We start from the raw sequence: 22162 nt of genomic DNA, 5'->3' as shown, positions 1-22162 counted from the left end.
GGCCGGCCAAGGAGCTGCCTTGGCGCGAGACCAGAAGGCCTCGTCAGAAGGCCCTGCAGCACGCCGTCCAGAAGGCGTGCCCCCGCCGCCATGGCCCGTTGAAAGCACCGCTCGAACATTCCAGACGTCTCCCTTCGGGCGGGCTCAGGTCCCTTGCCCGGCATCGTGCGCATAGAGCCAGCCGATATTGGCCATCGATCGATCTCCGGACGCGGCCAGTGCCGCGTCGCGCTGTTCCTGCGCCGGCCCGTCGGGCAAGTGGAACCGGATGCGGTTGGCCGAGCTTGCCTCCTGCAGACGGGTGGCCCGCGGCTTGCGCAGCGCCTCGTAGCGCGCGAGCGCCGCGGGAACGTCGCCCTGCATCGCCGTCAGCACGGCGGCCAGCGTGGCGCCGTCCTCGATCGACTGCGCCGCACCCTGCGCCATGAAGGGCAGCATGGGATGGCAGGCGTCGCCCAGCAGCGTGATCCGGCCCTCGCTCCAGCGCGGCAGGGGCAGGCGGTCATGCAGGGCCCAGACGAAGGTCTCGGGAAAGGCCTCGATCAGCCCGCGCACCATCGGATGCCAGCCTTCGTAGCGCGCCAGCGCCTCGTCGACCCGCCCCTTCTGCGTCCACGACTCGTCCGTCCACGCCCCGTGCTCGGTGACACAGACCACGTTCATGAACCGCCCGGCGCCGACCCAGTAGTGGACCACGTGCCCGTCCGGTCCCATCCAGTTGTGCGAGGCGACCTCGATGCCGAGATGGCGCACGCGCTCGGCCGGGACCAGGCCGCGCCACGCCACGCAGCCCGTGAAGCGCGGCTTCTCCGCGCCGAACAGGATGTGACGCACGCGGCTGTGGATGCCGTCGGCGCCGACCAGCAGGTCGGCCTCGGCCGATGCTCCGTTCTCGAACTGCGCCGTGACCCGTCCGCCGGTCTCCGCGACGTCGACGAGCCGATGCGAGAGATGCAGGCGCTCCGGCGGCAGCGCGGCGGCCAGCAGCTCGACGAGATCTCCGCGATGGACATGGTAGTACGGCGCGCCGAACGTCTCCTCGACCGCCGCGCCCAGCGGCGCGCGCTGCAGCGTGCGCCCGTCGTCCCAGCGCTTCTGGTGGACGGCCTGCGGACGCACGCCGGCGCGGTCGAGCGCCGACTTCAGGCCAAGGCGGATCAGCAGGCGCGCGGCGTTGGGGCTGATCTGGATGCCGGCACCGACCTCGCCGATGCGCGGCGCCTGCTCGTAGACCTGGACGTCGAACCCGGCCTGCAGGAGATGCAGCGCCGCCGCAAGGCCGCCGATGCCGCCCCCGGCCACCGCGATCCTCGTCATTGCAGCACCGCCCGCCACACCGCGCGTCCGTCGGCGCAGCCGTTGCCGCGCCACGCGACATGGGTGTCGGGCCGCACCAGCACGAGGCGGGCCTCGTAGAACGGCGCCACGGCGGGATCGTCGACGATCACCGTGTCGAGCGGCGCCGGCGCGGCGTCGATCAGCGGCGACGGATCGGCGCCGCCGAACACCAGCAGCGTGAACCACGGGCCCAGCCGGTCGTAGAGCGCCGAGCCGTCGCGCAGGAAGGTACTGGGCAGGCGCGCGCCCGGCGCGGTGGTCGGCTCGTAGCGCACGGGATCGCCCTCGACGCCGTCGTAGCGATAGCCGAGCTCGATGCCCCAGCTTTCGTTTTCGGCGTTGCCCAGCGCGGCGATCTCGCGGCCGAGCGCCTGCGGATCGGCGATGCGCTCGTAGAGCTCGCCGATCCGGATGCGCACATCGGTATGGCGCTCCGACGCCTGCCGGTTGCGCAGGCCGACCGGCCGGCGGTCGGCCTCGTAGGAGCGCAGCAGGCCGGGGCCGGCGAAGCCCCTGAGCGTGGCGGCGAGCTTCCAGCCGAGGTCGACGGCATCGGCGATGCCCGTGTTCATGCCGTAGCCGCCGGTCGGAATGTACTGGTGCGCCGCGTCGCCGGCCAGGAACACGCGGCCGCCGGCGTAGCGCTCGGCCAGCAGGAGGTGCGTGAACCAGGGATTGTCGACCAGGACCTCGCGCTCGAACGGCCGGCCGGCCCAGGCGTCGAGCACGGCATGAGGATCGAGGCGATCCACGTCCGTGCCGGGCGGCGGTCGCGTCTGGAGCGTCCAGGTATCGCGATCGTCCTGGGCGATCAGCGTGCCGCGCGCGGTCTGGTAGTGCCAGGCAATGCCGAAGGCCTGCAGCAGATCGCGCGCATCGGAGCGGAAATGGATCATGTAGCGATGGGCGACCGCGGCCCTGCCCTCGAGGCCGATGCCCAGCCGGTCGCGCACGATGCTCGAGCCGCCGTCGCAGCCGGCCAGGAAGTCGCAGCGGACCTGTTCCGTCTCGCCGGTCTCGCCGGTCTCGACGGTGCGCAGCGTCGCGGTGACGCCGTCGGCATCCTGGGTGAAATCCTCCAGCGCCACGCCCCAGCGCGCGTCGACCCGCGGATCGCCGACGATCGCGGCCTGCAGGACCGGCTCGATTTTCACCTGGCTCACCCGCATGGCGGGTTCGCGCGCCTGCGTGCCGTCGTTGCAGGCGAGGATCTCGGCGCGCTTCTCGGCGACACAGGGATAGCGGAAGCGATGCAGCTCGCGCCCGCCCCGGTCGCGCGCCAGCGACGTGATCCACGACACGTCGAAGCAGTTCTCCTCCGGCACCGCCGCCGCCCGCAGCCGGTCCGCCAGGCCGAGCCGCCGGAACAGCTCCATCGAGCGACCGTTGGTGATGTCCATCTTGGGATGCCGCGTGGTCGAGGCGTTGCGCTCGACCAGCTGGCAGCGGATGCCGAGCGCAGCGAGCGTGCGCGCCAGCGTCATCCCGACCGGCCCGCCGCCCGCAATCAGGACGGGGACGTGGTTCATGTTCCTCTCCCCCTTGGGGGAGAGGAGCCTGAAAGCACGACAATCACGCCCGCTTCGCCGCGGCTTCCTTCTCGGCCATCTTGGCCTTGAGCTGCTCCGGCGTGAGCCGGACGATGTGCTCGTTCTGGTGGCTGTAGATGTCGTACTTCTGGACGTCGAGATCCTCGAGCACGATCTCGCGCGCCAGCACCTTCTGCTTCCAGGCCGCGTGCTCGGCCTCGGCGGCGTGGAACTCGGGCATCACCTCGCGTGCGAACAGCTCCAGCGAGTGGCAGATGTCCTTGTGGCTGGTCTTCCCCGCCTGGTTCAGCAGGATCACCTGGTCGACGCGGCTCTGCTGGAACAGCCGCAGCTTGCGCCGGATCGTCTCGGGCGAGCCGATCAGGCCGGACTCCAGCGCCTTCTTCTCTTCCGGTCCGCCGCGCCAGCTCTGGTACTCCTGCCAGAGATCGGACGTGCCCGGCGCGTCGACGCCCTTCCGGCCGTAGTAGCTGAGCGCGAAGATGAAGAAGGTCCAGCCCGCCGCCTTGGCCTCGGCCTCTGCGTCGGTCGCGGCGCACATGAAGCCCGACACCATCGCGACGTTCGGGTTGCTCGGATAGTCGGCGAGCTTGGCCTGATTGTTCAGCAGGTTGTTGTAGTACTTGTGCACCCAGGCGCGCGCCGCCTCCGGCGTCACGAAGGTGAAGCCGAGCGCGCCCATGCCCCATTCACCGGCCTTGCCGATCGTCTGGATGTTGGAGCAGGCGACCCACAGCGGCGGATGCGGCTTCTGGAACGGCTTGGGGATCACGTTGCGCGCCGGGAAGTCGTAGTACTGGCCGTGGAACTCCCAGCTCTCCTTCGTGAACATCGGGACGATGGCCTTCACGGCCTCCTCCCAGCGCTCGCGCTTGTCGCGCACGCGGATGTTGAAGGGATGCAGCTCGGCCGGACCCGCCGCCTCGCCCATGCCGAGATCGACGCGGCCGCCCGACAGCAGGTCGAGCGTGGCGACGCGCTCGGCGACGCGATGCGGCTGGTTGGTGGTGAGCTGCACGACGCCGTGGCCGAGCCGGATGTTCTTGGTGCGCTGGCTGGCCGCGCCGAGGAACACTTCCGGCGCCGAGGAGTGCGAATACTCCTCGAGGAAATGATGCTCGACCTCCCAGGCATAGTCGTAGCCCAGGCGGTCGGCGAGCTCGATCTGGCTGAGCGAGTCCTGCAGCAGCTGGTACTCGCTCTTCGGGCCCCATGGCCGCGGGAGCTGGTGCTCGTAGAAGATGCCGAACTTCATGCCTGCCGCCTCCCTGACGTCCCGCGCCCGTGGGCGGCGAGGATCACGATCGTTGCCCGAGCGTCCCCCGTATCGCAGTCGAAGGCAATCTCCCGGTCACGCCGCCTTGCAAAACCCCGCGATGCGGTCGACCAGTCGCGGAACGAGCGCCGGCGGAAAGTCGTGGCCCCAGCCCGCGATCGTCTCGATCTCGGCGCCGGGCACGAGCCGCGCGACGTCGCGGCCGCACTCGACCGGCAGCAGCGGATCCTCCTCGCCATGCAGCACCAGCGTCGGCACCTTGATGGTCTTCAGAAGCTCGACCCGGTCGCCGGAGGCGATGATCGCCAGGTACTGGCGCGCGCCGCCCTCCGGATACCAGCGGCGGTCGACGTTCTTCTCGACGAAGGCGCGCAGCTCGGCCTCGGGAATCGGATACCCCGAGCCCGCGATGACGCGCCGCAGCTTCATGCCGTGCGTCACCCGCTGCTCGCGCGACGGTCCCTCGGGCTGCGCCGTCAGCATGGCCAGCGCCTCGGGCTTGCCTGTGGGCAGTCCGGGCCGGCCGCTCGTCGAATAGATCGACACCAGCGAGCGCGTGCGCGCCGGATAGGTCGCGGCGACGATCTGGGCGATCATGCCGCCCATCGAGGCGCCCACCACATGGGCGCTCTCGATGCCCAGCGCGTCGAGCAGCCCCACCGCATCGGCCGCCATGTCGGGCAGCCGGTAGGGCGCAGGTACCGGCTCGCCCTTCATGACCTTGCCGATCGCCGCCGGGATGTCGGGCAGGCCCGCGGCGCCGAAGTCGGTCGACAGGCCGGTGTCGCGGTTGTCGAACCGGATGACGTGGAAGCCCTTCGCCGCCAGTCCCTCGACGAGGGAGTCGGGCCATATGGTGAGCTGGGCGCCCAGCCCCATCACCAGCAACAGGGCGGGGTTGCCCTTGTCGCCGGCCGTCTCGTACTCGATCTCGATGCCGTTGGCCTTGACGCGCGCCACGATGCCTCCACTCGTTTCAGTCAATATCGCCCACGCCGCGCCGCCCACCAATAGGCGAGCGGCTTGCGCCACGCCGGCAGGTCGTCGAGCGCGAGCGCGGGCAGCAGGACCGGCACGGCGCGCGGATCGACTTGCGGACGCAGCGCGCGGGCCTCGGCCAGCAGGGCGTCGCGCTCGGGTCCCGGCCCCATCAGCCAGGCCGCGCCGACGGCGCGCGCCGCGCGCCGCGACGGCTCGTCCTCGATGCCCAGCACGGCGAGCTCGAGATCGGCCAGGGCGTGACCCGCGCGCACGACGTCGAGCGCCCCCTCGATCTCCTCCTCGCGCGCGGCGATCATCGCGTCGAGCGTCGCGGGGTCGAGACCGCAACGCCGCACCGTCTCGCTCAGCGCCTCGACGATCGGCTGGGCCCGCGGCGGGCCGGTGCCGAGCGCCTCGCCCACCGCCTCGCGCCACCATTCCAGCCGGATGCGGGCCAGCAGAGGCTCGCGCGTCACCGAGCGCGTCCGCCCGAGCTCGTGCTCGAAGGCGAGCAGCGCCAGCAGCCCCGACCGCGCCGGCTCGGGCGCGAACAGCGCGCCCAGGAAACGGTCGCGGTCGGCACCGCGCACGAGCTCGAGCGCATAACGGTGCGAGGCCTCGGGAGCGCGGTAGGGCGCCGTCATCGGACGACCTTTTCCACCTGCGCTGGTTGTGAAAATCCGGACATGCGCGTACACTGCATAAATCGGAGATTTCCCAGTCTCCGCAACAAGATGGAGAGGAAAGCTGACATGGGTTTCATCTTCACATCTCCCGGCCGGACGGTCACCGCCGGAGTCGTTCTTCTCATCCTCATGGTCGTCGTCGTGGGCCTCGCCACCGGTCAGACGCTCAAGGTCGACCACGCCTATGCCACCTTCGTCATGCGCTGGCTGCACGTCCTGAGCGGCGTGCTGTGGATCGGGCTGCTCTGGTACCTGAACTTCGTGCAGGTGCCGACCATGCCGCAGATCCAGCCGGTCGAGAGCCGCAGCGCCATCACCAGGTACATCGCCCCCACGGTGCTGCTGTTCTTCCGCTACGCCGCCCTCGCCACCGTGGTCACCGGCCTCCTGCTGGCCTGGATGCAGCGTTTCATCGTCGAGGCGCTGACGCTTCAGACGGGCGTCGTGATGATCGGCCTCGGCATGTGGATGGGCCTGATCATGGCCTTCAACGTCTGGTTCATCATCTGGCCCAACCAGCGCCGGATCCTCGGCCTGGTCGAGGCGACGGCCGAGGAGAAGGCGGCGGCGGCCAAGCCCGCCCTCTATGCCAGCCGGTTCAACACCATGCTCTCGATCGCCATGCTCTACTGCATGGTGGCGCAGCAGAACGCGCCGGTCTGAGCGGCGACGGCGCGGTGCCGCTCAGGGACGCCGCGCCAGCGCGAGGCCGACCCCCGCCCCGACCAGCAACCCGCCGGTGAGACGCTGGCGCAGCCGGGCGCGCGCCGCCAGAAGGCCACGCAGGCGGGCCGCCAGCAATGCCCAGGCGCTGTCGAGCACGACGGCGACGACCAGGAACGTCGCCGCCAGCAGCAGGAGCTGGCCCGCGATGTCGGCCTCCGGGACGACGAATTGCGGGAAGAAGGCGCCGTAGAAGAGCAGCGTCTTGGGATTGGTCAGGCCGACCAGCAGGCCGCGGCCGAACATCAGGCGTGCCGAGCGATGCTGCGGCCCCACCGCCGACAGGTCGGGCGCGGTCGACCGCCAGGCCGCGACGCCGAGCCAGACGAGATAGGCGACGCCCAGCCAGCGCAGCCATTCGAAGCCTTCCGCCAGCAGGGCGAGCAGGGCGCCGGCCCCCAGCACCGTCAGCGTCAGGTGCACGACCATCGCGGCCGAGGTGCCGGCGACGGTGACGAGGCCGAAGCGCACGCCATGGGCCACGCTGTTGGCCACGATCAGCGCCACGTTGGGACCGGGAATCGCGATCAGGACGACGCAGGCGGCGACGAAGGCCAGGTAGAGGTCGAGCGGCATGACCGCTGCCTACAGCGGAATGAGCGCCGCCGCCACCCGCCGTTCCTCGGCCAGGAGCACGTTGTAGATGCGGCAGGCCGAGCCCGTGTCGACCACTTCCAGTCCCAGCCCCGCTTGCTTGAACGACGCCCTGAGCGGCGGCGGCAGGAAGATGCTGCGCGGGCCGCAGCCCACGACCAGGAGCTCGGCCGGGACAGGCCCTTCGCGCAGGGCCGCGAGATTGTCGAGCGCCAGCTCCTCGGCCCGCGTCACCGGCCAGGCGACCGTGCGCAGCGGCGTCACCAGCACCGGCTCGTGCCATTCCCGCTCCCCGATGAGGAAGCGACCGGGCCCGTAGCGGCGGATCAGCTGGACCTGCGACGGGTCCGGCGTGGGGAGCGTCTTGTCGAAGGGACCCTGCGCCGGCGGCTTCACGCCCTGGCCTTCTCGGCCTTGTCGTCCTCGTCGGTCCGCAGCTGCTCGGGACGGAGCTTCAGGTAGACCAGGCACGCGGACGCGACCCAGATCGACGAGTAGGTGCCGACGATCACGCCCCACAGCATGGCGATGGAGAAGCTGTAGAGGACGGGCCCGCCGAACAGCACCAGCGCCAGCACGGCCACGAACACCGTGCCCGAGGTCATCAGCGTGCGGGCCAGGGTCTCGTTGATGCTGAAGTTCAGGAGCTCGATCAGCCCCATCTTCTTGTAGCGGCGCATGTTCTCGCGCACGCGGTCGAAGATGACGACCGTGTCGTTGATCGAGTAGCCGGCGATGGTCATCAGCGCGGCCAGCGCGGTCAGGCTGAAGTCGAGCTGGAGCAGCACGAACAGGCCGACGGTGCACAGCACGTCGTGCAGCAGCGCGATCAGCGCGCCGACGCCGAACTGCCATTCGAAGCGGAACCAGACGTAGATCGCGATGGCGCCCAGCGTCGCCAGCACGGCGATGATGCCGTTCTGCATCAGCTCGGCGCCGATCTTGGGGCCGACCGATTCGGTGCCGCGCAGCTCGTAGTCCTTGCCGATCGCGTCCTCGACCAGCTTGATCGCCACCTGCTGGCACCATTCGGCGCGCTGCTCGGGCGTCATCTCGATCCTGGCCGTGTTGACCGTGCCGCGTGGCAGCTGGCGCTCCTGGATCGTGAGGCCGACCCGGCTCACCGCGTCGCGCCAGTTGGCCGCGTCCATCGCCTGGGGCGCGGCGAACTCCACATCGCCGGTTCCGGCGGGGCCGGGCTTCGCGCTCCAGCCGTCGCCGGCGCGGCGCTTGATGACGCGGTCGGCGTTGGCGACGCATTGCGAATCGCCTTCCTGGCGCTGGACCCGGATCAGGGCGGTCGTGGCGTCGCCGAACTCCTGCAGCGCGACCTCGCCGACGCCGAGCGCCCCCAGCTCCGAGCGCAGCTGCTCGAGCTGGACGTTGCCCTGCTTGGCCCGCACCTGGACGGCGATGCCGCCCTGGAAGTCGATGCCGAAATTGAGGCCGAAGACGAAGACGCCGACCAGCGAGGCGATGTTGATGAGCGTCGAGACGGCGAGCGCGATCTTGCGCTTCCCCAGAAAGTCGAAGTTCGTCCGCTGGCGGATGAGGTGGTGCGGTCTCCACAGCATGGCGGCGCCTCAGATCGGCAGTTCGGTCGGCCGCCGCCAGCGCACCCAGAGCGCCAGCAGCATGCGGGTGAAGATGGTGGCGGTGAACAGATGGGTGAGCAGGCCGAGCGTCAGCGACGTGGCGAAGCCCCTGATGGGGCCGGACCCGAAGCCGAACAGCAGGATGCCCGCGATCAGGGCCGTGAGGTTGGAATCGATCACCGCCGTGAGCGCACGCTCGTAGCCCGTGGCCAGCGCGCTGAGCGGCGTCCGGCCGTTGGCCTTCTCCTCGCGGACGCGCTCGTAGATGAGCACGTTGGAATCGACCGACATGCCGACGGTCAGCACCAGGCCGGCGATGCCCGGCAGCGTCAGCGAAGCACCGAGAATCGACATGCCGGCGAACACCAGGAGCATGTTGACCACCATGGCGAGACTGGCGAAGCCGCCGAACACCGGCCCGTAGACGATCAGCATGAAGACCACGACCAGCGCCGTGCCGACCAGGGCCGCCACCGTGCCGTCGTGGATGGCGTCGGCACCCAGGTCGGCGCCGACCGTGCGCTCCTCGATGATGGTGAGCGTGGCCGGCAGCGCGCCCGAGCGCAGCAGCAGCGCCTGCTCCTGGGTCTGCTGGGTGGTGAAGGTGCCGGTGATGATGCCGCTGCCGCCGCAGATCGCCCCCTGCACCACCGGCGCGCTGATGATCTCGTTGTCGAGCTGGATGGCCAGGCGCTTGCCGACGTTGGCGCGGGTGGCGGCGCAGAAGGCGCGGCCGCCGGCGGCGTTGAAGGTGAAGGAGATGATCGGCCGGCCGCCCTGCTGCTGCTCGAAGGTCGCCTTGGCGTCGTCGAGATCCTCGCCGCCGACCACGATGCGCTTCAGCACCGGCAGGCATTGCGGCTGGTAGCGTCGGCAGATCTGGTCGGGCGAGAGCTTGGGATTGGCCGCCTGGATGTCTTCCCAGGCCTTGGGATTGGTGGCCTTGAGCTGCTGCATGCCCTCGCGGGTCGGCACCAGCATGGTCGTCGGCGGCAGCGCCGACGGGATGTTCTGGCCGGCCGCCGCCACGTCCTCGTTGACGAGGTGGAAGGTGAGCTTGGCGGTCTGGTTGATCTTGCGCTTGAGGTCGGTCGTGTCCTTGATGCCCGGGATCTGCAACAGGATGCGGTCGTCGCCCTGGCGGACGATGGTCGGCTCGATGGTGCCGGTCTCGTCGACGCGGCGGCGCAGGATCTCGATCGACTGGTCGAGCACCTCCTTCTTGCGCCGGGTCAGGTCCTGCTCCGAATAGGCGAGGCGGATCGTGTCGCCGTCGCCCGAGACCGCGAGCGAGGGGTCGAGCGCCCGGATCGCCTCGACCGCGCGGGCGCGCTGGTCGGCGTCGCGCAGCACCACGACGACGGCCTTTCCGGAATCGACGGTGATGTCCTTGTAGGGCACCTGCTGCTTGCGCAGCTCGCCCCGGACCGTGTCGCCGAGGTTGGTCAGGCGCTCGTTCATCACCGAGCGCAGGTCGACGTCGAGCAGGAAGTGGGCGCCGCCGCGCAGGTCGAGCCCGAGGTTGATGCGGCTCTGCTGGTACCATCCCGGAAGATGATCGAGCACCGGCGCCGGCAAGACGTTGGGCAGAGCGAACAGCGCGGCGACCGCCGTGAAGGCGATCACGGCGAACGTCTGCCACCGCTGAAGATTGAGCATCCCGACCTACTGACGCGAAATTGCGGCTACTTCTTGCCGCCGAACAGGCTGCCCAGAAGGCTCTTCCGCTCGGGGGCCGGCGCCGGCGGCGGCAGCATCGGCTTCAGGTCCTCCTCGCCCTCCTTGGGGCCGCGCACCGATTCGCCGCGGGCCAGGATGCTGGAGATGGTCTGCTTGAGGATGCGCACCCGCATGCCCTCGGCCAGCTCGACCTGGATCTCGTCGTCGGAGATCACCTTGGTCACCAGCCCGATGATGCCGCCGCCGGTGACGATCCGGTCGCCGCGCTTGACGCCGGCCAGCATCTCGCGCTGCGCCTTCACCTTGGCCTGCTGCGGGCGGATCAGCAGGAAATAGAAAACGACGAAGATGAGGATGAGCGGGAACAGCTGGACGAGGAAATCGCCACCACCCGCGCCGCCCGACTGCGCCCATGCCTGGGAAATGAACATCTTCCGCTCCGATCCTTCGAAAATTCCGGCGGCCTGCCCGGCGGCCCCGCAGCCCGGTGCCTGCCGAAAAAGCGCGCGGACTATAGCGGTCTCCCCCCGCTTTGCAACGCAAGGGCAGGAGCGTATGGTCGCTCCCTTTTGACGCCGCCCGACACGATGGATCAAGACCTTAAAGCCACGATTTCACGCATTGCCGAAGCGCTCGACCGGCTCGCCCCGCCGGCCGCCGCCACCGCCGACATCGAGGGGTTCGAGGCCTATGTCTGGCACGCGTCGGGCCATCGGCTGGAGGCGGTTCCCCGCGTCAACCGCGTCGAGCTCGATCTCCTGAAGGGCATCGACCGGCAGAAAGAGACGCTGCTGGAGAACACGCGGCGCTTCGCGCAGGGCCTTCCGGCCAACAACGCCCTGCTGTGGGGCTCGCGCGGCGCCGGAAAGAGCTCGATCGTGAAGGCCGTTCACGCCCACGTGAACCGGGAGATGGGCGGTCCGCCCGGCCCGCTCGCCCTGGTCGAGATCCATCGCGAGGACATCCCGTCCCTGCCCGCCCTACTGGCGATGATCCGGACCTCGCCGCGCCGCTTCGTCGTCTTCTGCGACGACCTGTCCTTCGACGGCCAGGATGCCGCCTACAAGTCGCTCAAGGCGGTGCTGGAAGGCGGCATCGAGGGCCGGCCCGAGAACGTCGTGTTCTACGCGACCTCCAACCGCCGCCACCTGATGCCGCGCGACATGATCGAGAACGAGCGCTCGACGGCCATCAATCCCTCGGAGGCGGTCGAGGAGAAGGTGTCGCTCAGCGACCGCTTCGGCCTGTGGCTGGGTTTCCACAATGCCGACCAGGACACTTTCTTCGCCATGATCGAGGCCTATGCCAGCCGCTACGGCCTCGACGTGCCCACCGACAGCCTGCGCAAGCAGGCGATCGAATGGTCGGTCACGCGCGGCTCGCGCTCGGGCCGCGTCGCCTGGCAGTTCATCCAGGAAGTGGCAGGCCAGCTCGGCAAGAAGCTGGAGTAGCCATGGCCGACCCCGAAGACGTGATGTTCTCGCCCGCCGTCAAGGCGGAGCAGGCGCGTCTGGGGTCGCGGGCGATGTTCGAGGACCGCGACTGGAAGACCGAGATCACCGACGATCTGCGCCAGTTCCTTTCGGTCGTCGACACGTTCTTCCTGGGCACCGCCAGCGCCGACGGCCAGCCCTATATCCAGCACCGCGGCGGGCCGCCGGGCTTCCTGAAGGCGATCGGCAGCAACACGCTGGCCTTCGCGGACTTCGCCGGCAACCGGCAGTACATAACGCTCGGTCATCTCAAGGAGAACGACCGCGCCCACCTCTTCATCCTGCACTTCGCCACCCGCCAGCGCGTCAAGCTGTGGGGCCGCGCGCGGGTGATCGAGGACGATCCCGCCCTGATGGAGCGGCTGGTCGACCCGGCCTATCGCGCCCGGCCGCAGCGCGCGATCGCCTTCACGCTCGACGTGTGGGACGTGAACTGCCAGCAGCACATCGTGCCGCGATACACCGAGGCCGAGGTCGCACCCGCCGTCGACCAGCTCGCCCGCCGCATCCGCGAGCTCGAGGAGGAAGTGGCGCGGCTCAAGGCCGGACCCGCGGCATAGTCCTTGCTGCCGCCGACCGAAGACATGACCGACACCCCCGACCCTTGCGACCTGCTGGTCGACGACACGCTGATCCTCACCCTCGACGGCGAGGACCGGATCCTCTCCTCCGGCGCCATCGCCATCCGCGACCGCCGCATCGTCGACATCGGGCCGGCCCGCGACGTCGCCGCGCGCTGGACTCCGGCGGCACGCATCGATGGCCGCAACCGGCTCGCCCTGCCCGGCCTGGTCAACGTGCACAACCACACGCCGCTCATGATCACGCGCGGCATGATCGAGGATGTCGGCCTCGCGCCGATGTACACGCCGGGCATTCCGCAGGGCCACTGGCTGAGCGAGGACGACGCCCACGCGCTGTCCTGCCTCGGCCTCTACGAGGTGCTGCGCTCGGGCTGCACGACGGTGGTCGACTTCTACCGCTATCCCCAGTCATTGGCGCGTGCCGCCGCCGAGCTCGGCGTGCGCGCGGTGATCGCCGGCCGCGTGCACGACGCCGACCCCGCGGCGCTGGCGACCGGGCGCTACGAGCACCTGACGCGCATCGGCGAAGCGAGCCTCGCCGAGAACGCCGCCCTGATCGAGCGCTGGAACGGCCACGACGGCGGCCGCATCCGCTGCGATTGGGCGCCGCACGCGCCCGACACCTGCTCCGACGACCTGCTGCGCGAGGTCGCGAAGCTGGTCGAAGCGCATGGCGGCAACATCCACACCCACCTGTCGCAGCTCCCCAACGAGGTCGAGGCCGTGAAGGCGCGCAGCGGCCTCACCCCGCCGCAGCTCATGGATCGGCTGGGCCTGCTCGACCGGCGCCTGATCGCCGCCCACTGCATCCATCTCGAGCACGACGACATCGCGCTGTGCGGCCGCTCGGGCATGACGGTGGCGCATGCGCCGATCGGCAACGCCAAGGGCGGGCGCATCGCGCCGATCGTCGAGCTCGCCGAGGCCGGCGCGCGCATCGCGCTCTGCACCGACACCTTCTCCGGCGACCTCGTCGAGGCGATGCGCTGGGCACTGTCCATGCAGCGCATCCACCGCCAGGGCCACGTGCTCGATGCCCGCACCGTGCTCGGCTGGGCCACGGCAGCGGGCGCCGCCGCGCTCGGTCTCGGCGACGCGGTGGGCTCGCTCGAAATCGGCAAGCGTGCCGACATCGTGCTGCTCGACCGCACCTCGCCGTCGCTGGCGCCGCTGGTCGACGGCTATGGGCTGCTGGTCCACGGCGCGTCCGGACACGACGTCGACACGGTGATCGTCGACGGCCGCGTCGTGCTGGCCGGCGGCCGGCTCGCGCTGGCCGACGGCGATGCCATCGTCGCGCGCGCCCAGGCCGTCGCCAACCGCCTGTGGCAACGCGCCGGCCGCCACCCGATCGGATAGGATTCCCTCATGAAGATTCTCGTCGCCAATCCCAACACCTCGACCGGCGTCACCGAGCGGCTGGTCGCCTCCGGCAAGCTGGTTGCCAGCCCCGGCACCGAGCTGCAGCCGATGACGGCCGCCTATGGCGTGCCCTACATTGCCACCCGCGCCGAGGCCGCGATCGGCGCAGCCGCCGCCCTCGACATGCTGGCCGAGCGGCGGGGCACGATGGACGCCGCCATCGTCGCGGCGTTCGGCGACCCGGGCCTGGGCGGTGCCCGCGAGCTGTTCGACTTCCCCGTCGTCGGCATGGCCGAGGCGGCGATGCTGATGGCCTGCACGCTCGGCCGCCGCTTCGGCATCGTGAGCTTCTCGCGCTCGCTCGAGCCGTGGTTCGCCGAGATCGTGGCCTGGCACGGCATGACCGAGCGCTGCGCCGCCATCCGCATGCTCGACGAGGGCTTCACCTCGATCGACGCGGTGCAGGACGAGAAGGAGTCGGTGCTGGTCGACCTCGCGCTGCGCACGGTGAAGAACGACGCCGCCGACGTGATCATCCTCGCCGGCGCGCCGCTGGCGGGCCTCGCCAACAAGATCCGAGAACGCGTGCCGGTGCCGCTGGTCGACGGCATCCAGGCCGCCGTGGTGATGGCCGAGGGGCTGGTGCGCATGCAGCCGCGCAAGGCCACGGTCGGCACCTACCGCCGCCCCGACGCCAAGGACTCCAAGGGCCTGTCCGCCAGTCTGGCCGCCGTGATCGGCCACCGGGACGCGTGACACGGTGAGCCGCGACCTCAAGGGCTACGGCCGCACTCCGCCCGACGCAGGCTGGCCGGACGGCGCGCGCGTCGCCGTCTCGTTCGTCATCAATTTCGAGGAAGGCGCCGAGATGTCGCTGTCGGCCGGCGACGCCTCGAACGAGAAGGTCTACGAGGTCACCGACGAAATCACGGGCGTTCCCGACCGCTGCATGGAATCGCACTTCGAGTACGGCACCAAGGCGGGCTGGTGGCGCGTGGCCGACTCCCTGCAGCGGCAGGGTGTGGCCGCCACGGTCAGCGCCTGCGGCCAGGCGGCGGCGCTGTCGCCCTGGCTGATCGAGGACGCGGTGGCGCGCGGCCACGAGATCGCCTGCCACGGCTGGCGCTGGGAACGACATGCCCACATGGCGGAGGCCGACGAGCGCCGGGCGATCGCCCGCACCGTCGAGGTGCTGACCGGGATCGCCGGCCAGCGGCCGGTGGGCTGGCACACGCGTTCGGCGCCGTCGCCCAACACGCGCCGCCTGCTGGTCGAGGACGGCGGCTTCCTCTACGACAGCGACGACTATTCCGACGACCTGCCGTTCTTCGTCGAGATCGCCGGCCGCCGCCATGTCGTGCTGCCCTACAGTTTCGACACCAACGACATGCACTATCACCAGGGCTTCCACCGCTTCGTGACGGCGCGCGACTTCGCCGACTACACGACCGAGGCCTTCGACACGCTGTGGGAGGAAGGCGCCCGCACGCCGAAGATGATGTCGATCGGCCTGCACCTGCGCATGATCGGCCGGCCCGGCCGCATCGCCGCCCTCGACCGCATCGTCTCGCACATGAAGGGCAAGGGCGGCGCCTGGTTCGCGACCCGCCGCCAGATCGCCGAGCACTGGATCGAGAGGTTCGGCTAGGCCCCGAGGCGACTGTCATCCCGAACGGAGCGAGGGACCTTCAAGGCAACGGGAAAGGCCCCTCGCTTCGCTCGGGGTGACAGTGGTTGCTACTTCCTCGGCCGGACGATCTTGATGGTCGAGGTCGCGTGCACCACCAGCCGGCCCTCGGCGTCGCGGATGTCGCCGTCGAGGAAACCGACCGAGCCGCCCCAGCGCAGCACGCGCCCCTCGGCGACGACGATGCCGGGACCGACCGCTTCCAGGAAGCTGATCTTGAGCTCGAGCGTGGGCACCGCGACGGTGAAGCCGCTTCTGGCCATGGCGGCGTTGGCCATCGCGACGTCGACCATGCCGGTCAGGAACCCGCCCTGGCAGATGCGGCCCTGCGAATGGCAGAACTCGGGAACGATCTCGAACCGGTAGCGGCAGGTGCCGCGCCGGGAATCGATGTCCTGGATCTCGCCGTTCAGGACGCGGGTCGGGCCGGCGGCATTGGCCTTGAGGATGCGCAGCGCCGCCGCATCGTCGAGCGAGGCGACGTCGATGCCGGCGAAGTCGGGATGGGTCGTGCTCATGGGCGGCGGACTATAGCGAACGCGCCGCCCGGTGCACCTTGTCGAGCAGCGCGATCAGCGTCCGCGTTTCGTCCGCCGAAAGCCCGGACGCGACCCGCTTCTCGTGGCCGCGCACCAGGCGCGAGAAGCGTGCCAGCGCCTTCCTGCCGGCCGCCGTCAGCGCCAGCGCGTGCGTGCGGCCGTCGGTCGGCGAGCGGTTGCGCGCCAGCAGGCCACGGTCCTGCAGCCGGTCGAGGATCGGCACCAGGGTCGAGCGGTCGATGCCCAGCGCGCCGGCCAGGCGGGTCTGGCTGATGCCGGCATTGCGGTCGACCAGCACGAGCAAGCCGAATTCGCCCGGCGTCACCGCCTCGCCGGCGCGGGCGAAGGTTGCGGAGAAGTCGGCGAACACCGAGGTCTGGGCGCGCTGCAGCACGTAGCCCAGCAGCGACGGCAGAAGGCCGTGGTCGAGCCGACGTCTGTCGGCGCTGTCGCTCCCTCTGTCCGGTGGACGGCCCATGCTGCCAGTGGTAAACGCCGATTGTTTGGCGATCAAACAAATTGTGCGGGACGCCCGTATGAGTTTCAAAGTCCGCGTCGTACAGGCCGAACGCACCGTCGACGTCCTGGGCGGCGCCACCATCCTCGAGGCTGCGCTCGACGCCGGCATCGACTACCCGTTCGGCTGCCAGTCGGGCAACTGCGGCGCCTGCAAGTCGGTGCTGGTGCGGGGCGCGGTCGGCCTCGCGGCCTACTCGGAGTTCGCACTCTCCGACGCCGAGCGCGCCCGCGGCCTCATCCTCGCCTGCCGCGCCCGTCCGCGCGAGGATTGCGAAGTCGCCTGGGTGGAGGAGGACGACCTCGTCACCCATCCCCGCCGCCGACTCGAGTGCCGCGTGGTCGGGCTCGAGGACGCCACGCACGACATCAAGCGCGTGCGGCTTTCGGTGGAAGCCGGCGGACCTTTCGACTTCTCGGCCGGCCAGTTCGCTTCCGTTACCTTCGAAACCTGCCCGCCGCGCGACTATTCCATGGCCAACCCGCCCGGCGATCCCGTGCTCGAGTTCCACGTGCGGCGCACCGCGAGCGGCGCCACCTCGCCCCACGTCTTCGGCCGGCTGGCCCTGGGCGACCCGGTGTCCGTCGAGGGGCCGTTCGGCCCTGCCTACCTGCGCGAATCCCATCGCGGCCCCATCATCGCCGTGGCCGGCGGCTCGGGCATGGCGCCGATCAAGGCGATCGTCGAGCGCGCGCTGCAGAAGGGCCTGCCGCAGCCGATCCACTTCTATTTCGGCGTCCGCGAGCCGCGCGACCTCTACCTGCACGACCATTTCGCCGCCCTGGCGCGGCGCCATGCGAACCTCCATTTCGTGCCGGTCGTGAGCGAGGGCGCGTCGGCGGGGTCGAGGAGCGGGCTTGTGCACGAGGCGCTGGCGGCCGACTTCGCGACGTTCGACGGTTGCAAGGCCTATCTTGCCGGTCCCCCTCCCATGGTCGAGGCGACCGCCCGCCTGCTCGAGCAGCGCGGCCTGCGCCAGGGCGACATCCATGCCGATGCCTTCTACACGGCGGCCGAGATGGCGGCGGCGGGACGCAAGACGGGAGCCGACATGTGACGGCGCTCCTGGATGGCCGCATCGCGATCGTCGTCGGCGCCGGGAGCGGCATCGGGCGCGCGATCGCCGGCCGGCTGATCGCCGAAGGCGCGCGCGTCGTCGTGGCCGACAGCGGAACGTCCGAGGCCGGGATGGGCGCCGATCCGACCGTCGCGCCCGCGGTCGCCGCCGCCCTCGGCCGCGAGGCGGTCGCGTTCGCCGACAGCGTCGCCTCGCCGGGCGCCGCAAGGCAGCTGGTCGACCGCACGGTGAGGGCGTTCGGTGGGCTCGATCTGCTGATCCATGCGGCCACCATCCGTCGCGACGTTCGCATCGGCCGCGCAGAGCCGGGCGACTGGGAGGCCGTGCTGCACACCAACCTGTCCGCCGCCTTCCACCTCCTGGCCGCGGCGGCGCCTTCCCTCGCAGCGCGCGACGGGCGTGGCCGTGTCGTGTTCATCTCTTCCTCGGCCGACGCCGACTACCACGACGGCCAGGCGGCTACCGCTGCGACCGACGCCGGTCTGCTGGCGCTGATGCGCGCTGCCGCAGACGAACTCGCGCCTGCGGGAACGACGGTCAACGCCGTCCTGCGGCCGGCCAGCGGCGACGACGCGACGCCAACGGCCGGTCTCGTCGCGGCGCTCTGCACGCCGGCCGCCCGGGCGGTCAGCGGCCAGGTCCTCGCGGTGCGCGGCGATGCGGTCGAGGTGCTCGACACCTCCTCTTCCGTGCGCGCCCGGCTGGATGTTGCCACCCCGGCCGCGCTGGCCGACGATCTAGCCACTCTTCTTGCCCGGACCCATCCATGACCTACGTCGCCCCGCCGCGCCGCACCGGCCGGCTCGATCGTCCCTTCGGCACGCTCTATTACGAAGTCACCGGCAGCGGGCCGGCGCTGGTCTTCGCCCACGGGCTGGGCGGCAACCATCTGAGCTGGTGGCAGCAGGTCGCTCATTTCGCGCCGCGCCACACCTGCGTCGCCTTCGCCCATCGCGGCTTCGCGCCCTCGACCGCCATCCCGGGCGGTCCCGATCCGGCGGACTATGCCGGCGACCTCGCCGCCCTGATCGACCATCTCGGCCTCGACGAGGTTCGCCTGATCGGCCAGTCGATGGGCGGCTGGACGATGCTCGAATACGCCCTCGCCCATCGCGACCGGGTCGAGGCGCTGGTGCTGAGCTCGACCTCGGGCACGCTCGACCGGCGCGGCTGCGATCCCTCGGGCGGCAGCGCCTACGATGCCTGGGCGAAGGCCGCGGAGGCGGAGGCCGCCGCCGGCCTCGCCGACGGCATCCATCCGGCGATGGGCCGCGACGCGGCGGCGCGCTCGCCCGCCCTGCACCAGCTCTATGCCGGCATCGATGCCATGGCCGGCGCCCTGGACAAGGATAAGCTGCGCCAGGGCCTGCGGCGCACGGCGCGGCGGCGTCTCGCCGACCTCGCCGAGTTCAGCGTCCCCACGCTGCTGATCGCCGGCGGCCGCGACATCGTCTTCCCGCCCTTCCTGGCAACCGCCATCGCGGCAAGCCTGCCCTGCGGCCAGGCCCATCTCCTTCCCCAGGCCGGCCACTCGCCATATTTCGAGGACGCCGCTACCTTCAACCGGCTTGTCGAGGAGTTCCTCGCAGCGCGCGGCTAGACCGTTCCGGCCGCAGCCAGGAGGAGACGTGTCCAAGGACAATCCGCGGGTTGCCGTTCTCAGCTTCGCGATCGAGTGCAACCGCTTCTCGCCCGTCACCACGGCCGCCGACTTCGAGACCGACGTCGACATCCGCGGCAACCAGATCGTGAGCGAATGCCGCTCGCCGGCCTCGATCACCCTGCCCGACCTGCCCGGCTTCTTCGCCGAGATGGATCGCACGGGCACCTGGACGCCGGTGCCGTTGCGCGTGTCCCAGGCGCAACCGGGCGGCCCGGTCGAGGAAGGCTTCTTCAACGCGTTCCTGGGAGAGATCGAGACCGGGCTGAAGGCGGCGCTGCCGCTCGACGCCGTCTTCGTCTCGGCCCACGGCGCCGCCCTGGCCCAGGGCACCGACGATGCCGACGGCGACCTGTTCGACCTGATCCGCCGCATCGTCGGCCCCGACGTGCCCGTCGTGTCGACCTTCGACCTGCACGCCAACGTCTCGCGCCGCATGACCGACAACCTGTCGGTGTTCGTCGGCTATCTCGAGAATCCCCACATCGACATCCACGAGCGCGGCATCGAGGCGGGGCGGCACATGCGCGAATGCCTGGCCGGCGCCCGCACGGCGGTCGAGATGGTGAAGCTGCCGCTGGTGCCGCCGCAGATCTCGCTGCTGACGGCGAAGGGCCCCTATGCCGACCTGATCAGGTACGGCCAGACGCGCGTCGGCGGCGACATCATGAACGTCTCGGTCATGGCGGGCTTCGCCTACAGCGACAGCCCGAAGAACGGACTGACGGCGGTCGTCACGGCGCGCAACGGCAACCGCGCGGCGGCCGCGGCGCTGGCGCTCGACATCGCCGAGCGCGCCTGGGGCATGAAGGAGCGCTTCAAGCGCGAGATGACCTCGCTGGCCGACGCGGTGCAGCTTGCCGTCTCGGTCGGCCGCGACCGTCGCCGCAAGGCGATCGTCCTGGCCGACGTCGCCGACAATCCGGGCGGCGGCGGGCGCGGCAACACCACCTACCTGCTGCGCGCGCTGAAGGCGGCGGGCGCCCAGCACGTGATCTTCGGCGTCTTCAACGATGCCGCCGTCGCGGCCAGGGCACATGCGCTGGGCGAGGGCGCGACCTTCACCGCCTCCTTCAACTCGCAGGACCACCAGGAATTCTCCCTGCCCTACGACTGCGAGGTCCGGGTCGCGAAGCTCTCCGACGGCCGCTATGTCGGCCGCCGCGGCGTGCTCAGGAACGTCTCGGCCGACATGGGCCCGTCCGCCCTGCTCGACATGGGCGGCATCCAGCTCGTCGTGATCAGCAACCGATGCCAGTGCATGGACCCGATGCAGTTCGAGATGTTCGGCCTCGACATCGCCGAGGCCCGCGTCGTTGTCGTGAAGAGCCGCGGCCATTTCCGCGGCGGCTTCGACGAGTTCTTCGCGCCGGGCCAGATCTACGAGGTCGACTGCCCCGGGCTGACCTCGCCGCTGCTGGCCAACTTCACCTGGACGCAGTTGCCGCGGCCCGTCTACCCGCTCGACGAGGACACGCGCTGGTCGCCACCGGCGATCAGCGCTCCGGCAGGGGAATGAATTCCGGGTCGCCCGGCACCCTGGCGAAGCGGCCGTCGCGCCAGTCGGCCTTGGCCCGATCGATACGGGCCTGATCGGACGACACGAAGTTCCACCAGATGTGGCGCGGCCCGTCGATCGGCGCCCCGCCCAGCAGCATCAGCTTGGCGCCGTCGGCGCCGGCCAGGATCTCGACCGGCTGCCCCGCCTGCAGGACGGCCAGGTCGCCCACGGTGAGCAGGCGGTCGCCCAGCGCCGCGGCGCCATCGGCGACGTAGATCGCCCGCTCGGCATGCTCGGCCGGGATGGCGAGCTTGGCGGCGGCCGGCGCTTCGACGGCGACATAGAAGATCGGCGAGAAGTGCGTGGTCGGCGCCGTGCGCCCGCCATAGGTGCCGACGATCAGGCGCAAGGCCGCACCACCCTCCTGCCAGGCGGGCAGACGCGGCGCCTCGACATGCTCGAACGACGGCGCCGTCTCCTCGTGGCTGCGCGGCAGCGCCACCCAGGTCTGGATGCCGTGCATGCGGAAGCCGGTGCGGCGCATCTCCGGCTCGGTGCGCTCGCTGTGGGCGATGCCGCTGCCGGCCGTCATCCAGTTCACGTCGCCCGGCCGGATGGCCTGCGCGTAGCCGAGACTGTCTCGGTGGAAGATGCCGCCCTCGAACAGGTAGGTCACGGTGGCGAGCCCGATGTGGGGATGGGGCCGCACCTCCATGCCGTCGCCGCCCGGCGCCACGGTCATGGGGCCGAAATGGTCGAGGAAGATGAAGGGCCCGACCATGCGCCGCTTGACGCTGGGCAGGACGCGCCGGACCGGAAAGCCCGGCCCGAGCTCGTGGGCACGGCCCTGCACCAGAAGCTCAATCGGATCGACCATGCCACCCCTCACGCACCTTACCGGAGCGCATCATGCCGATGCCGCGCCCCGAGTGCCACGACGGCCGAAGCCCTGGAGACGGACCGTCGTCCGCCTTCCGCGAGCCTCTCACCGCCTGCGACGTTCCGCCATACGCGCCCAGCGAGCAGCGGCGCTCTTTCGCCTGCCGATTCGAAAGGCGGTTTTCGCGACTGCTTCGCACCATCGGAATCGCCTCGGTTGCCCGGCGTTCAGGGCTTTCTCCGGCGCCCCGGAATCGCGGCGCCGGGATCGCCAAAGCCTTTCAGAACGCAGATTTCAAGCCACTTTCACGGGTGTTGCATTTTTGCAACTTTTTATGGACTTGTGGATTATCCGTCGCCAGTATCGCCCGCAGCAGGGCAAAAGCGGGGGGCGCCGACCGGGGGGTCGGTGAGTTCGCAATTGGCCTCATGACGAAGA

General features: G+C 70.4%; 23 protein-coding genes. 10 read left to right on the top strand and 13 right to left on the bottom strand.

The annotated features are described in order from the left end of the window. Positions 1 to 144: 144 nt before the first annotated feature. The 5 genes from ACO073_RS11575 to ACO073_RS11555 all read right to left on the bottom strand — a co-directional run bounded on the left by ACO073_RS11575 (position 145) and on the right by ACO073_RS11555 (position 5789). Positions 145 to 1317, bottom strand: a complete 1173-nt coding sequence (locus ACO073_RS11575) for an FAD-dependent monooxygenase (RefSeq protein WP_421997542.1) — start codon at positions 1315 to 1317, stop codon at positions 145 to 147. After that, positions 1314 to 2867, bottom strand: a complete 1554-nt coding sequence (locus ACO073_RS11570) for an FAD-dependent monooxygenase (protein WP_421997540.1) — start codon at positions 2865 to 2867, stop codon at positions 1314 to 1316. The genes ACO073_RS11575 and ACO073_RS11570 overlap by 4 nt, the downstream gene beginning before the upstream one ends. A 43-nt stretch (positions 2868 to 2910) precedes the next feature. Then, positions 2911 to 4143, bottom strand: a complete 1233-nt coding sequence (locus ACO073_RS11565) for an LLM class flavin-dependent oxidoreductase (protein ID WP_421997539.1) — start codon at positions 4141 to 4143, stop codon at positions 2911 to 2913. A 96-nt stretch (positions 4144 to 4239) separates the two neighbouring features. After that, positions 4240 to 5124 carry an alpha/beta fold hydrolase gene (locus ACO073_RS11560; protein ID WP_421997538.1) on the bottom strand — a complete coding sequence of 295 codons (885 nt, stop codon included), beginning with the start codon at positions 5122 to 5124 and terminating at the stop codon, positions 4240 to 4242. Positions 5125 to 5144: 20 nt separating this feature from the next. Then, the gene (locus tag ACO073_RS11555; protein ID WP_421997537.1) at positions 5145 to 5789 is read right to left on the bottom strand and encodes a squalene/phytoene synthase family protein; all 645 of its coding nucleotides are present in this window, start codon (positions 5787 to 5789) and stop codon (positions 5145 to 5147) included. A gap of 108 nt (positions 5790 to 5897) precedes the next feature. Here ACO073_RS11555 and ACO073_RS11550 point away from each other — a divergent pair, with 108 nt between their 5' ends. Then, positions 5898 to 6494 carry a urate hydroxylase PuuD gene (locus ACO073_RS11550; protein WP_421997535.1) on the top strand — a complete coding sequence of 199 codons (597 nt, stop codon included), beginning with the start codon at positions 5898 to 5900 and terminating at the stop codon, positions 6492 to 6494. A gap of 21 nt (positions 6495 to 6515) precedes the next feature. Here ACO073_RS11550 and ACO073_RS11545 read toward each other — a convergent pair whose 3' ends face one another. The 5 genes from ACO073_RS11545 to yajC are packed head-to-tail and all read right to left on the bottom strand — an operon-like array spanning position 6516 to position 10854. Beyond that, positions 6516 to 7130, bottom strand: a complete 615-nt coding sequence (locus tag ACO073_RS11545) for a LysE family translocator (RefSeq protein WP_421997534.1) — start codon at positions 7128 to 7130, stop codon at positions 6516 to 6518. 9 nt (positions 7131 to 7139) lie between these two features. Next, positions 7140 to 7544, bottom strand: coding sequence for an Mth938-like domain-containing protein (locus ACO073_RS11540; protein ID WP_421997533.1), 405 nt, complete (start codon positions 7542 to 7544; stop codon positions 7140 to 7142). Further along, positions 7541 to 8722, bottom strand: a complete 1182-nt coding sequence (gene secF, locus ACO073_RS11535) for a protein translocase subunit SecF (RefSeq protein WP_421997532.1) — start codon at positions 8720 to 8722, stop codon at positions 7541 to 7543. The genes ACO073_RS11540 and secF overlap by 4 nt, the downstream gene beginning before the upstream one ends. Before the next feature lie 9 nt (positions 8723 to 8731). Next, entirely contained in the window at positions 8732 to 10402 is a 1671-nt protein-coding gene (gene secD, locus ACO073_RS11530; RefSeq protein WP_421997531.1) for a protein translocase subunit SecD, read from the bottom strand. 26 nt (positions 10403 to 10428) lie between these two features. Then, positions 10429 to 10854 carry a preprotein translocase subunit YajC gene (yajC, locus tag ACO073_RS11525; protein WP_421997529.1) on the bottom strand — a complete coding sequence of 142 codons (426 nt, stop codon included), beginning with the start codon at positions 10852 to 10854 and terminating at the stop codon, positions 10429 to 10431. Positions 10855 to 11010: 156 nt separating this feature from the next. On the opposite strand from yajC, the gene ACO073_RS11520 reads away from it, so the two are divergent. The 5 genes from ACO073_RS11520 to ACO073_RS11500 are packed head-to-tail and all read left to right on the top strand — an operon-like array spanning position 11011 to position 15510. Continuing rightward, positions 11011 to 11874 carry an ATP-binding protein gene (locus ACO073_RS11520; RefSeq protein WP_421997528.1) on the top strand — a complete coding sequence of 288 codons (864 nt, stop codon included), beginning with the start codon at positions 11011 to 11013 and terminating at the stop codon, positions 11872 to 11874. Positions 11875 to 11876: 2 nt separating this feature from the next. Next, positions 11877 to 12476 (top strand): pyridoxamine 5'-phosphate oxidase family protein, encoded by a 600-nt coding sequence (locus ACO073_RS11515; protein WP_421997527.1) that lies wholly within the window; start codon positions 11877 to 11879, stop codon positions 12474 to 12476. A 24-nt stretch (positions 12477 to 12500) separates the two neighbouring features. After that, entirely contained in the window at positions 12501 to 13859 is a 1359-nt protein-coding gene (locus ACO073_RS11510) for an amidohydrolase family protein (RefSeq protein WP_421997526.1), read from the top strand. 9 nt (positions 13860 to 13868) lie between these two features. Then, positions 13869 to 14618: an aspartate/glutamate racemase family protein gene (locus ACO073_RS11505; RefSeq protein ID WP_421997525.1), complete on the top strand. Its 750-nt coding sequence runs from the start codon at positions 13869 to 13871 to the stop codon at positions 14616 to 14618. 4 nt (positions 14619 to 14622) lie between these two features. Beyond that, positions 14623 to 15510: a polysaccharide deacetylase family protein gene (locus ACO073_RS11500; RefSeq protein WP_421997524.1), complete on the top strand. Its 888-nt coding sequence runs from the start codon at positions 14623 to 14625 to the stop codon at positions 15508 to 15510. Positions 15511 to 15599: 89 nt separating this feature from the next. On the opposite strand, the gene ACO073_RS11495 is transcribed toward ACO073_RS11500, so the two are convergent. After that, positions 15600 to 16067, bottom strand: coding sequence for a PaaI family thioesterase (locus tag ACO073_RS11495; RefSeq protein WP_421997523.1), 468 nt, complete (start codon positions 16065 to 16067; stop codon positions 15600 to 15602). Between the two features lie 10 nt (positions 16068 to 16077). Continuing rightward, positions 16078 to 16566, bottom strand: a complete 489-nt coding sequence (locus ACO073_RS11490; RefSeq protein ID WP_421997522.1) for a MarR family winged helix-turn-helix transcriptional regulator — start codon at positions 16564 to 16566, stop codon at positions 16078 to 16080. A 58-nt stretch (positions 16567 to 16624) separates the two neighbouring features. Between ACO073_RS11490 and ACO073_RS11485 the strand changes: the two genes are divergently transcribed. From ACO073_RS11485 to ACO073_RS11470, 4 genes are read left to right on the top strand one after another with little or no spacing between them, the layout of a single operon-like run. After that, positions 16625 to 17662, top strand: a complete 1038-nt coding sequence (locus tag ACO073_RS11485) for a 2Fe-2S iron-sulfur cluster-binding protein (protein ID WP_421997521.1) — start codon at positions 16625 to 16627, stop codon at positions 17660 to 17662. Then, positions 17659 to 18453 (top strand): SDR family NAD(P)-dependent oxidoreductase, encoded by a 795-nt coding sequence (locus ACO073_RS11480; RefSeq protein ID WP_421997520.1) that lies wholly within the window; start codon positions 17659 to 17661, stop codon positions 18451 to 18453. The genes ACO073_RS11485 and ACO073_RS11480 overlap by 4 nt, the downstream gene beginning before the upstream one ends. Then, on the top strand, positions 18450 to 19283 hold the full coding sequence (locus ACO073_RS11475) for an alpha/beta fold hydrolase (RefSeq protein WP_421997519.1): 834 nt from the start codon (positions 18450 to 18452) through the stop codon (positions 19281 to 19283). Before ACO073_RS11480 ends, ACO073_RS11475 begins: the two co-directional genes overlap by 4 nt. 28 nt (positions 19284 to 19311) lie before the next feature. Continuing rightward, the gene (locus ACO073_RS11470; RefSeq protein WP_421997518.1) at positions 19312 to 20862 is read left to right on the top strand and encodes a M81 family metallopeptidase; all 1551 of its coding nucleotides are present in this window, start codon (positions 19312 to 19314) and stop codon (positions 20860 to 20862) included. Here the strand turns inward: ACO073_RS11470 and ACO073_RS11465 are convergent. Beyond that, positions 20840 to 21721, bottom strand: coding sequence for a pirin family protein (locus ACO073_RS11465; protein ID WP_421997517.1), 882 nt, complete (start codon positions 21719 to 21721; stop codon positions 20840 to 20842). The genes ACO073_RS11470 and ACO073_RS11465 overlap by 23 nt on opposite strands. Between the last annotated feature and the right edge of the window lie 441 nt (positions 21722 to 22162).

It is taken from the genome of Reyranella sp. (assembly GCF_965229815.1).
Taxonomy (GTDB): Bacteria; Pseudomonadota; Alphaproteobacteria; order Reyranellales; family Reyranellaceae; genus Reyranella.
The sequence above is the reverse complement of the archived record's forward strand: the minus strand, read 5'-3'. Positions and strand labels throughout refer to the sequence as shown.